The 12344-nt window shown below is 55.3% G+C and carries 11 protein-coding genes; all 11 read left to right on the forward strand.

Annotated elements, in window-relative coordinates:
- The first annotated feature begins 47 nt into the window (after window positions 1-47).
- Window positions 48-4352, forward strand: coding sequence for a DNA-directed RNA polymerase subunit beta' (rpoC, locus tag ACB040_RS08840; protein ID WP_005339899.1), 4305 nt, complete (start codon window positions 48-50; stop codon window positions 4350-4352).
- Between the two features lie 194 nt (window positions 4353-4546).
- On the forward strand, window positions 4547-5263 hold the full coding sequence (locus ACB040_RS08845) for a transcriptional regulator (protein ID WP_005339902.1): 717 nt from the start codon (window positions 4547-4549) through the stop codon (window positions 5261-5263).
- A 24-nt stretch (window positions 5264-5287) separates the two neighbouring features.
- Window positions 5288-5668 (forward strand): RidA family protein, encoded by a 381-nt coding sequence (locus ACB040_RS08850; RefSeq protein WP_005339904.1) that lies wholly within the window; start codon window positions 5288-5290, stop codon window positions 5666-5668.
- Window positions 5669-5752: 84 nt separating this feature from the next.
- A complete protein-coding gene (gene tusD, locus ACB040_RS08855) occupies window positions 5753-6145 on the forward strand; it encodes a sulfurtransferase complex subunit TusD (RefSeq protein WP_075112885.1) in 393 nt (130 codons plus the stop codon).
- Between the two features lie 8 nt (window positions 6146-6153).
- Entirely contained in the window at window positions 6154-6513 is a 360-nt protein-coding gene (tusC, locus tag ACB040_RS08860) for a sulfurtransferase complex subunit TusC (protein WP_164537870.1), read from the forward strand.
- A 7-nt stretch (window positions 6514-6520) separates the two neighbouring features.
- Window positions 6521-6799 (forward strand): sulfurtransferase complex subunit TusB, encoded by a 279-nt coding sequence (gene tusB, locus ACB040_RS08865; RefSeq protein WP_005339909.1) that lies wholly within the window; start codon window positions 6521-6523, stop codon window positions 6797-6799.
- Window positions 6800-6981: 182 nt separating this feature from the next.
- A complete protein-coding gene (gene rpsL / locus ACB040_RS08870; RefSeq protein WP_005306278.1) occupies window positions 6982-7356 on the forward strand; it encodes a 30S ribosomal protein S12 in 375 nt (124 codons plus the stop codon).
- 93 nt (window positions 7357-7449) lie between these two features.
- A complete protein-coding gene (gene rpsG / locus ACB040_RS08875; RefSeq protein ID WP_005339911.1) occupies window positions 7450-7920 on the forward strand; it encodes a 30S ribosomal protein S7 in 471 nt (156 codons plus the stop codon).
- Window positions 7921-7995: 75 nt separating this feature from the next.
- A complete protein-coding gene (gene fusA / locus ACB040_RS08880; protein WP_021229318.1) occupies window positions 7996-10101 on the forward strand; it encodes an elongation factor G in 2106 nt (701 codons plus the stop codon).
- A gap of 54 nt (window positions 10102-10155) precedes the next feature.
- Window positions 10156-11340, forward strand: coding sequence for an elongation factor Tu (gene tuf, locus ACB040_RS08885; protein ID WP_005339879.1), 1185 nt, complete (start codon window positions 10156-10158; stop codon window positions 11338-11340).
- Window positions 11341-11453: 113 nt separating this feature from the next.
- Window positions 11454-11996 (forward strand): D-glycero-beta-D-manno-heptose 1,7-bisphosphate 7-phosphatase, encoded by a 543-nt coding sequence (gene gmhB / locus ACB040_RS08890; protein ID WP_323931253.1) that lies wholly within the window; start codon window positions 11454-11456, stop codon window positions 11994-11996.
- Window positions 11997-12344 lie beyond the last annotated feature (348 nt).

Consider the following 12344-nt stretch of genomic DNA (forward strand, 5'->3'; position numbering starts at 1 on the left):
TTTTGGCAGCCGGGGCGCCGAGGTTAGACTCCTGACAGGGGAAACACGTGAAAGACTTACTCAAGTTTTTGAAGGCTCAGACCAAGACCGAAGAGTTTGACAGTATCAAGATCGGTCTGGCCTCTCCTGACATGATCCGCTCCTGGTCATTCGGTGAGGTCAAAAAGCCTGAGACCATCAACTACCGGACTTTCAAGCCGGAGCGTGATGGTCTGTTCTGCGCCCGTATCTTCGGACCGGTGAAGGACTACGAGTGTCTGTGCGGCAAGTACAAGCGCCTGAAACACCGTGGTGTGATCTGTGAGAAGTGCGGCGTTGAAGTGACCCAGACCAAGGTCCGTCGTGAGCGTATGGGCCACATCGAGCTGGCCAGCCCGACTGCCCACATCTGGTTCCTGAAGTCCCTGCCGTCCCGTATCGGTCTGCTGCTGGACATGACCCTGCGCGACATCGAGCGCGTGCTCTACTTCGAATCTTTCGTCGTAATCGAGCCGGGCATGACCAACCTCGAACGCAGCCAGATGCTCTCTGAAGAGCAGTACCTGGATGCGCTGGAAGAGTGGGGCGACGAATTTGACGCCAAGATGGGTGCCGAAGCAATCCTGGCATTGCTGCGCGCTATCGATCTGGAAGGTGAAGTCAAAACCATGCGTGAGGAGCTGGATCAAACCAACTCCGAGACCAAGCGCAAGAAGACCACCAAGCGTCTGAAGCTGATGGAAGCTTTCCTGCAGTCCGGCAACAAGCCGGAGTGGATGATCATGACAGTGCTGCCTGTGCTGCCGCCGGACCTGCGTCCGCTGGTACCGCTGGACGGCGGCCGTTTCGCGACTTCCGATCTGAACGATCTGTACCGTCGCGTGATCAACCGTAACAACCGCTTGAAGCGTCTGCTGGACCTGGCTGCTCCGGACATCATCGTGCGCAACGAAAAGCGTATGCTGCAAGAGTCCGTCGATGCCCTGCTGGATAACGGCCGTCGCGGTCGTGCCATCACCGGTTCCAACAAGCGCCCGCTGAAATCCCTGGCCGACATGATCAAGGGTAAGCAGGGTCGTTTCCGTCAGAACCTGCTCGGTAAGCGTGTCGACTACTCCGGTCGTTCCGTTATCACCGTAGGCCCGACTCTGCGTCTGCATCAGTGCGGTCTGCCGAAGAAGATGGCGCTGGAACTGTTCAAGCCGTTCATCTATGGCAAGCTGGAAACCCGCGGTCTGGCGACCACTATCAAGGCCGCCAAGAAGATGGTGGAGCGCGAGGAAGCTGTCGTTTGGGACATCCTGGACGAAGTGATCCGCGAACACCCGGTTCTGCTGAACCGTGCACCGACTCTGCACCGTCTGGGTATCCAGGCATTCGAACCGACTCTGGTCGAAGGCAAGGCAATCCAGCTGCACCCGCTGGTTTGTGCTGCGTATAACGCGGACTTCGATGGTGACCAGATGGCGGTCCACGTACCGCTGACCCTGGAAGCCCAGCTGGAAGCGCGTGCGCTGATGATGTCTACCAACAACATCCTGTCGCCTGCCTCCGGTGAGCCGATCATCGTTCCTTCTCAGGACGTGGTCTTGGGTCTGTACTACATGACCCGTGCCCGTATCAACGCCAAAGGCGAAGGTATGGTGCTGGCCGGCCCGAAAGAAGCCGAGAAAGTATATCGCGCCGGTCTGGCCGATCTGCATGCTCGTGTGAAAGTACGCATTACCGAATACCTGCGTCAGGAAGACGGTTCTCTGCGTGAACACACCGAGATGAAGAACACCACCGTTGGTCGTGCGATCCTGAGTCTGATCCTGCCGAAAGGCATGGAATACGCCCTGATCGACGAGCCGAAGGTGCTGACTGCTGCAGAACAGGCTGATCTGGATGCCAATCCGCAGAACTGGATCAAGTGCGTATCCAACAAGGCGCTGGGCAAAAAGCTCATCTCCCGTCTGCTGAACACCTGCTATCGCAAGCAGGGCCTGAAGGACACTGTTATCTTCGCTGACCAGCTGATGTATACCGGTTTCCACTACGCGGCCCTGTCCGGTGCTTCCGTTGGTATCGATGACATGGTCATCCCGGATGCCAAGAAAGACATCATCGCGGCAGCCGAAGCCGAAGTTGCCGAGATCCAGGACCAGTTCCTGTCAGGTCTGGTAACTGCGGGCGAGCGTTACAACAAGGTTATCGATATCTGGGCCAGCGCCAACGAGCGCGTCTCCAAGGCCATGATGGAGAACTTGTCCAAAGAGCGTAACGTCAACTCGCTGGGTGAAGAAGAAGAGCAGGCCTCGTTCAACAGCATCTTTATGATGGCCGACTCTGGTGCGCGTGGTTCCGCCGCCCAGATCCGTCAGCTGGCCGGTATGCGTGGCCTGATGGCCAAGCCGGATGGCTCCATCATCGAGACCCCGATCATCGCGAACTTCCGCGAAGGTCTGAACGTACTGCAGTACTTTATCTCTACCCACGGTGCTCGTAAGGGTCTGGCGGATACTGCACTGAAGACTGCGAACTCCGGTTACCTGACTCGTCGTCTGGTAGACGTGGCGCAGGACATGGTGATCACCGAGGACGATTGCGGCACTACCGACGGTCTGTGGATGACTCCGCTGATCGAGGGTGGCGACGTGGTCGAGCCGCTGCGTGAGCGCGTGCTGGGTCGTGTGGTGGCAGAAGATGTCATCAAGCCGGGTACCGAGGACGAGATCCTGGTTGCTCGCAACACCCTGCTCGACGAGCAGCTGTGTGACCTGCTGGAGCGTAACTCCGTTGACCGTGTGAAGGTACGTTCTGCCATCACCTGTGAAACCGACTTCGGTAACTGTGCTCACTGCTACGGCCGTGATCTGGCCCGTGGTCACCTGGTTAACAAGGGTGAGGCTGTCGGTGTTATCGCCGCCCAGTCCATCGGTGAACCGGGTACCCAGCTGACGATGCGTACTTTCCACATCGGTGGTGCTGCATCTCGTGCCGCTGCTGAAAGCAGCATCCAGGTCAAGAACACCGGTACCATCAAGCTGCAGAACGCCAAGTTCGTTCACAACAGCGATGACAAACTGGTTATCACCTCACGTTCTACCGAACTGACCATCATGGACGACATGGGCCGTACCAAGGAAAGCCACAAGCTGCCTTACGGTTCCGTGCTGGAAGTGAAGGACGGCCAGGCCGTGAGTGCTGGCGAGACCGTTGCCAATTGGGATCCGCACACCCACCCGATCATCACCGAAGTGGCAGGTCGCCTGCAGTTCGAACACATGATCGATGGCGTGACCATCACTCGTCAGACCGACGAGCTGACCGGTCTCTCTTCTATCGTTGTTCTGGACGTCAACGAGCGTCCGAGCGCCGGTAAAGAGATGCGTCCGACCGTTAAACTGGTCGACCTGAACGGCAAAGACGTGATGATCCCGGGTACCGATGTAGCCGCCCAGTACTTCCTGCCGGGCAAGGCGATCGTGAACCTGGAAGATGGTGCCAACGTGGGCGTGGGTGACGCGGTAGCGCGTATCCCGCAAGAGTCCGGCGGTACCAAGGACATCACCGGTGGTCTGCCGCGCGTTGCGGATCTGTTCGAAGCACGTCAACCGAAGGAACCGGCAATTCTGGCCGAGATCTCCGGTACCATCTCCTTCGGGAAAGAGACCAAGGGCAAACGCCGTCTGGTCATCACCCCGACTGATGGTGGCAACGTCTACGAAGAGATGATTCCGAAGTGGCGTAACCTGAACGTGTTCGAAGGTGAAAAAGTTGAGAAGGGTGAAGTGCTGGCGGACGGTCCTGAGTCTGCTCACGACATCCTGCGTCTGCGCGGTATCAGCCCGGTCGCCAACTACATCGCCAACGAAGTGCAGGACGTTTACCGTCTGCAAGGCGTTAAGATCAACGACAAGCACATCGAAGTCATCGTTCGTCAGATGCTGCGCAAGTGCGAGATCCTGAGCGCTGGCGATACCGATCTGATCGAAGGCGAACAGGTTGAAGTGGCTCGTGTGAAGATTGCCAACCGTAAGCTGGTTGCCGAGGGCAAGACCCCTGCGACCTACCGTCATGTACTGATGGGTATTACCAAGGCATCTCTGAGCACCGAGTCCTTCATCTCCGCGGCTTCCTTCCAGGAAACCACTCGCGTTCTGACCGAAGCCGCCGTAGGTGGCAAGCGTGATGAACTGCGTGGTCTGAAAGAGAACGTCATCGTGGGTCGTCTGATCCCGGCTGGTACCGGCTTTGCCTACCACCACAGCCGGATCAACCAGCGTGCTGCCGCAGCTCGTGCTGTTGGTACCCCGCAGGTGACCGCTGATGAAGCGGAGCAGAACCTGGCGGATCTGCTGAACGCAGCCGGTAGCTTCGACGAAGAGTAACTCGTCATCCGTGATTGAAAAGGGCTCCTTCAAGGAGCCCTTTTTGTTGGCCAATTCCTCGGCAAAGGTAGACGCAGCGCGGGTTTCAGGATGATCCAGAGCAAAGTTGTAGAGTAAAAAATCAAAAAAAGTTGACTTTACTCCCCTGCAATTTAAAACTCGGGAAAGTTGAATGGTTATTACAGGGGTAGAACATGACTGTCGGTATCGAGGAAGCCATGCTTCCCGAAGAACAGCTGATCAGCCGCACTTTTACAGATGAAGACAGGGAATTGTTGCGCTCATACGATGGGCTCATCGATGGCTTGGCCGAGCTGTTCGGCAAGCATTGTGAAGTGGTTCTCCACTCCCTGGAAAATCTGCACGAGTCGGTGATCAAGATCGCTAACGGCTTCAATACCGGACGCACCCTCGGGGCGCCCATCACCGATCTCGCCCTGCGCATGCTCAAGGACATCGAGAGCACCGGCCAGGATTACACCCAGAGCTATTTCGCTCGCAGCCGTACCGGCGCGCTGATGAAGTCGAGCACCATCGCCATTCGCAACAGCGAGCGGCAAGTGGTGGGGCTTATCTGCATCAACCTGCACATCAATGCGCCTTTCCACGAGTTCGTGGCCGAATTTTTCCCGACGCCCCAGCAGGCGGCGCGTCAGTCACCAGAGACCTTCGCCAACAGCGTGGAAGAGCTGGTTGCCCAGACGGTGGATAACACCATCGACGAGATCAATCGTGATCCCACCGTGGCCAACAATGCCAAGAACCGCTTCATCGTGACCCAGCTGTTCGAGAAGGGCATTTTCGACATCAAGGATTCGATCAATCTGGTGGCGGACAAACTCAATATTTCAAAACATACCGTTTATCTTTACATCCGACAGCGCAAGCAGGGTGAAGACGAGAACGAGTAACTCATTCCAGAAGGGGATAGATGAATGGCTAAAGAAGTGATTGCAACCGACAAGGCGCCTGCCGCGATTGGTCCGTATGTTCAGGCTACCAAGGTTGGCGAGATGATCTTCACCTCCGGGCAGATCCCGCTCGATCCTGCCACCATGGAAATCGTGGCTGGCGGCATTGAAGAGCAGGCCGAGCGGGTGATGAAGAATCTGGTTGCCGTGTTGCACGCTGCGGGTGCCGATGCCAGTAAAGTGGTCAAAACTACCTGCTTCCTGAGTGACATGAACAACTTCGTTGCCTTCAATCAGGTCTATGCACGCTACTTTGGCGATGCTGCGCCAGCCCGCTCCTGCGTGGAAGTGGCTCGTCTGCCGAAAGATGTGCTGGTCGAGGTCGAGGCGATTGCCCATCTCTGATCAACAGATCGAATCAAGCCCCTCCTGGCAGGGGCTTTTTTCTTTTTGGCGTAAAATGGACCGGGTCAGCACAGGAGTCCTGCTATGAGTCTGAGTTTTGCCATCCTGGTCACGGGGCCCGCCTATGGCACCCAATCGGCCAGTACTGCCTATCGTTTTGCCCGCACACTGTTGGCACAGGGGCATACCTTGTCCCACCTGTTCTTCTATCAGGATGGGGTCTGCAACGGCAACGGTCTGCATCTGCCTGCATCCGATGAGACTGACCTGGTGCGTCTGTGGCGAGAGCTGGCAGAAGAGCAGGGGATCCGTATCGATGTCTGCGTCGCCGCCGCCATGCGGCGCGGTGTGCTCGATGAGCAGGAGGCCAAGGGGGCAGGGCAGGCGCACTTCAATCTGCAAGCGCCATTTTGCCTGAGCGGTCTGGGCCAGTTGGCCGAGGCGGCGCTCACCGCCGATCGACTGGTTCAGTTCTAGGGGGAGTCATGAGCAAGAAAATTGCCTTTATCTGCAGTCGTGGCCCCCATGGCCATGCCGCCGGCCGGGAAGGACTGGATGCCCTGCTGGCCACCTCGGCCATGACCGATGAGCTGGCCCTCTTCCTGATTGGGGACGGTGTGCTGCAACTGCTCAAGGAACAGCAGCCTGCCGCCATTTTGCAGCGCCACTACGCGCCCACCTTCAAGATGCTGGAACTCTACGACATCGAAGAGGTCTATGTTTGTGCTGACTCGCTGGCAGAGCGTGGCGTGACAGTGGATGATCTGCTGATCCCCGTCGAGAGTCTGCCGCGCCAGGAACTGGCTCGGCGCTGGGTACAATGTTCGACTCACATCAGCTTTTGAGGTCTCCATGTTGCATCTGATATTGAACTCCCCCTTTCAGAGTCAGGCTCTGGCAGAGGCGCTCTCATACCTTCAGCCCGAGGATGAGCTGGTACTGATGCAGGATGCCGTGATTGCGGCATCGGCTCCCCAGTGGAGCGCGCGGCTGGCGGGTATCCCGCTTTATGTGATGCAGGAAGATCTGCAAGCTCGCGGTTTGCAGCATCGGGTGGGCAATGTGCTCGATATGGCGGGTCTGGTGGCACTGATTGCGCAAAAAGGTTCCCCGCGCACCTGGGGTGGCTGATAAGCACATTTCCAAGAAAATTCAAGGATATGTCGTGAAAGCAAACGGATCCGAATTGCCCTTTTGTGACGCAAATTGTATAAATCTTGACTCCCCAGACAACAGGGCATAAAATTTCGCGTCCCCGTATCTGCGGGGAGGATTTTCCACACGTTTATGAAGTCATTATCAGGAGCCTTTTGATGGCAACTATTAACCAGTTGGTTCGCAAGCCACGCATCAAGCTCGTTGTGAAAAGCAACGTGCCGGCGCTGGAAGCGTGCCCTCAGAAGCGTGGCGTATGCACTCGTGTATATACCACCACCCCGAAGAAGCCTAACTCTGCACTGCGTAAAGTGTGCCGTGTACGTCTGACCAACGGCTTCGAAGTCACCTCCTACATCGGTGGTGAAGGTCACAACCTGCAAGAGCACTCTGTTGTTCTGATCCGTGGCGGTCGTGTAAAAGACTTGCCAGGTGTTCGTTATCACACCGTTCGTGGTGCGTTGGACTGTGCCGGTGTTAAAGACCGTAAGCAGGCTCGCTCCAAGTATGGCGTGAAACGTCCTAAAGCTTAATGGTTCTCCGTTAAGTAAGGCCAAACGTTAATTCGTTTCTAGTTAGATAGCTTTCTAGTTTTGGGTAATCCCTGAAGTTACGGAGAATTTGAAATGCCAAGACGTCGTGTTGTTGGTCAGCGTAAAATCCTGCCAGATCCCAAGTTCGGATCAGAGCTGCTGGCTAAATTTGTCAACGTAGTAATGGTTGACGGTAAGAAATCTGTTGCAGAAGCCATTGTTTATGGCGCCCTGGACATCATTGCCACCAAATCTGGCAAAGAGCACCTGGCCGTATTCGAAGAAGCTCTGGATAACATTCGTCCGGCGGTCGAGGTTAAATCTCGTCGCGTCGGTGGTGCAACCTATCAGGTGCCGGTAGAAGTTCGTCCGGTACGTCGCAATGCCCTGGCAATGCGCTGGTTGGTTGATGCCGCTCGTAAACGTGGTGAAAAATCAATGGCTCAGCGTCTGGCTGGCGAGCTGCTGGATGCCGCTGACAATAAGGGTTCGTCTGTCAAGAAACGTGAAGACGTTCACCGTATGGCTGAAGCGAACAAAGCCTTCGCTCACTTCCGCTGGTAATCCGCTTGCGCAGGGTCTTTTGACTCTGCGCACCTTTAATTATCTAGGGACAAGCGCCTTAGTAAGAGGATGACAATGGCTCGTACAACCCCCATTGAGCGTTATCGTAACATCGGTATCTCCGCTCACATTGACGCCGGTAAGACTACTACTACCGAGCGCGTACTGTTTTACACCGGTGTAAGTCACAAGATCGGTGAAGTTCACGATGGCGCTGCCACCATGGACTGGATGGAACAGGAACAAGAGCGTGGTATCACCATCACCTCCGCCGCGACCACCGCTTTCTGGTCCGGTATGGGTAAACAGTTCCAACCGCACCGTATCAACATCATCGATACCCCGGGCCACGTTGACTTTACTATCGAAGTAGAGCGTTCAATGCGTGTTCTGGACGGTGCCGTGATGGTGTACTGTGCCGTAGGTGGCGTACAGCCACAGTCTGAAACCGTATGGCGTCAGGCTAACAAGTACAAGGTTCCCCGTATCGCGTTCGTCAACAAGATGGACCGTACCGGCGCCAACTTCCTGCGTTGCGTTGAGCACATCAAGACCCGTCTGAAAGGTACTCCGGTTCCCCTTCAGCTGAACATCGGCTCTGAAGAGAACTTCAAGGGCGTTGTTGACCTGGTCAAGATGAAAGCCATCAACTGGAATGAAGCTGATCAGGGCGTATCCTTCGATTACGAAGACGTCCCGGCCGAGTTGCTGGAACAGGCGCAAGAAATGCGCATGAATCTGGTTGAAGCCGCCGCTGAAGCGTCTGAAGACCTGATGGAAAAATACCTGGGCGGCGAAGAGCTGACCGAGGAAGAGATCAAAGGTGCTCTGCGTCAGCGCGTGCTGAACAACGAAATCATCTTGGTAACCTGTGGCTCCGCGTTCAAGAACAAGGGCGTACAGGCAATGCTGGATGCCGTGATCGAGTACCTGCCGGCTCCGACCGACGTTGCTGCTATCGACGGCCTGAAAATGGACGGCGAGACCAAAGACGAGCGTCACGCTTCTGATGACGAGCCGTTCTCTGCTCTGGCGTTCAAGATCGCTACCGACCCGTTCGTTGGTAACCTGACCTTCTTCCGTGTCTACTCTGGCGTGATCAACTCCGGTGACACCGTGCTGAACTCCGTCAAGGACAAGCGCGAGCGTTTTGGCCGTATCGTTCAGATGCATGCCAACAAGCGTGAAGAGATCAAAGAAGTTCGCGCTGGTGACATCGCTGCTGCTATCGGTCTGAAAGACGTGACCACTGGTGACACCCTGTGTGACCCGAACGCACCGATCATCCTCGAGCGTATGGAATTCCCGGAGCCGGTAATTTCTATCGCGGTTGAGCCGAAAACCAAGGCTGACCAGGAGAAGATGGGTCTGGCTCTGGGCCGTCTGGCTCAGGAAGATCCGTCCTTCCGCGTATGGACTGACGAAGAGTCAGGTCAAACCATCATCGCTGGTATGGGTGAGCTGCACCTGGACATCATCGTTGACCGTATGCGTCGCGAGTTCAAGGTTGAAGCCAACGTAGGTAAGCCGCAGGTTGCTTACCGTGAAACCATCCGTACCACCGTTAAAGACATCGAAGGCAAGCATGCCAAGCAGTCTGGTGGTCGCGGTCAGTACGGTCATGTTGTTATCGACATGTACCCGCTGGAAGAAGGCAAAGCCTACGAATTCGTCAACGACATCAAAGGTGGTGTCATTCCTGGTGAATTCATCCCGGGTGTTGATAAAGGTATCCGTGAGCAGCTCAAATCTGGTCCGCTGGCTGGTTACCCGGTTATGGATCTGGGTGTGCGTCTGCACTTCGGTTCTTACCACGATGTCGACTCTTCCGAACTGGCGTTCAAAATCGCTGCTTCCATGGCCTTTAAGGCTGGCTTCATGAAAGCCAACCCGGTTCTGCTCGAACCGATCATGAAAGTAGAAGTTGAAACTCCGGAAGATTACATGGGCGACGTTATCGGTGACCTGAACCGTCGTCGTGGCCTGATCGAAGGTATGGAAGATGGCCCGTCCGGCAAGATCGTACGTGCTCTGGTGCCGCTGGCCGAAATGTTCGGTTATGCAACTGCACTGCGTTCCGCTACCCAGGGTCGTGCTTCCTACGCCATGGAATTCGCTAAGTATCACGATGCACCGACCAACGTTGCACAAGCCGTGATCGAAGAGCGCAAATCCAAGTAATTTAAGATTCCCCGCCTACGACGGTAGGCGGGTTTAACCTAGAAGGACTACGTCGTGTCTAAAGAAAAATTTGAGCGTAATAAACCGCACGTAAACGTCGGCACCATCGGCCACGTTGACCACGGTAAAACCACCCTGACTGCAGCTATCACCAACGTGCTGGCCAAGCACTTCGGTGGTAAAGCTTTCGCCTTCGACCAGATCGACAAGGCACCGGAAGAGCGTGAGCGTGGTATCACCATCAACACCTCCCACGTAGAATACGACACCGCTACCCGTCACTACGCCCACGTAGATTGCCCGGGTCACGCCGACTACGTTAAAAACATGATCACCGGTGCTGCCCAGATGGACGGCGCGATCCTGGTAGTAGCAGCGACTGACGGCCCGATGCCGCAGACTCGTGAGCACATCCTGCTGGGTCGTCAGGTTGGTATCCCGTACATGATCGTGTTCATGAACAAGTGTGACATGGTTGATGACGAAGAGCTGCTCGAACTGGTAGAGATGGAAGTTCGTGAACTGCTGACCGAGTACGACTTCCCGGGTGATGACCTGCCGGTAGTTCGTGGTTCCGCACTGAAAGCGCTGGAAGGCGACGCTCAGTGGGAAGAGAAGATCATCGAGCTGGCTGGCCACCTGGATACCTACATCCCGGAGCCGGAGCGCGCGATTGACCAGCCGTTCCTGATGCCTATCGAAGACGTATTCTCCATCGCTGGCCGTGGTACCGTAGTTACCGGTCGTGTAGAGCGCGGTATCGTTAAAGTAGGTGAGACTGTAGAAATCGTTGGTATCAAAGATACCGTTTCTACCACCTGTACCGGTGTTGAAATGTTCCGTAAGCTGCTGGACGAAGGTCGTGCAGGCGAGAACATCGGCGCGCTGCTGCGTGGTGTTAAGCGTGAAGACGTAGAGCGTGGTCAGGTACTGGCCAAGCCGGGTTCTATCAAGCCGCACACCAAGTTCGAATCTGAAGTGTACGTACTGTCCAAAGAAGAAGGTGGTCGTCATACCCCGTTCTTCAAAGGCTACCGTCCGCAGTTCTACTTCCGTACTACCGACGTGACCGGTACCATCGAACTGCCGGAAGGCGTAGAGATGGTAATGCCGGGCGACAACATCAAAATGGTTGTTACCCTGATTGCTCCGATCGCAATGGACGACGGCCTGCGTTTCGCTATCCGTGAAGGTGGCCGTACCGTAGGTGCTGGTGTTGTAGCTAGCGTAATCGCCTAATCGATTCGTTATATACAAACATGAAAAGGGGTGGCTTCGGCCACCCCTTTTATTTTTGGGGCTATTTATGGCCTGTGAGATACTGGGCAAAACCATTGATAGAGGTAGTTTCCGTGAGCAACCCCGCCATTTTTCTGGATCGTGACGGTGTCATCAATGAAGACACTGGCTATGTCAGTCAGGTCGATGATTTTCATTTTCTGCCCGGAGTCATAGACGCCCTGCAGCTCCTCAAAAAGAAAGGCTATCTGCTGGTCATCGTCACCAACCAGTCCGGAATCGCCCGCGGCTACTTCAGTGAAGATGACTTCATGAATCTGACTGAATGGATGGATTGGTCACTGGCTGATCGGGATGTGGATCTCGATGGCATCTACTTCTGCCCCCATCATCCGGATCACGGCGCCCCCTGTGATTGCCGCAAACCGGAACCAGGCATGCTGCTGTTGGCGCAACAGGAACTGGGGATCGACATGAGTCGTTCCTATATGGTGGGTGACAAGCCCTCTGATCTGAAAGCTGCCATCAATGCCGGGGTTGGTCACAAGATCATGGTCAGAACCGGTAAGCCGGTGACCGAAACGGGTAGTGCGCTGGCCGACGCTCTCTATGACAATCTGCACGATTTTGCTGTTGCGGTGCCTGCAGTGCGCTGATTTCGCCGGTTTAATATGCCAATTGGTGGCTTTGTGAGCGAACAAACAGCAAAAGCCATCTTTTTGCAATTATCTGCTTGCCAGAAAGAATCTGTTCCCTATAATGCGCCTCCATCGACAGGGCAAGCGGCAACGCAAACAACCTCGTCGATAACCTCGAAAAGCCTTTGAAAATAAGGCTTGACTCGAGAAGGCGGTTGAGTAGAATTCCACTCCCGCAGCAACACACTGTTGCGTCGCTCTTTAACAATTTGAATCAAGCAATCTGTGTGGGCACTCACAGCATCGAACATCAAAACAATTTTTGATTTTCAATGTCTGGTGAAGTGACCAAGACGATTTCTTAGC

Source organism: Aeromonas sp. S11(2024) (assembly GCF_041402345.1).
GTDB lineage: Bacteria > Pseudomonadota > Gammaproteobacteria > Enterobacterales > Aeromonadaceae > Aeromonas > Aeromonas veronii.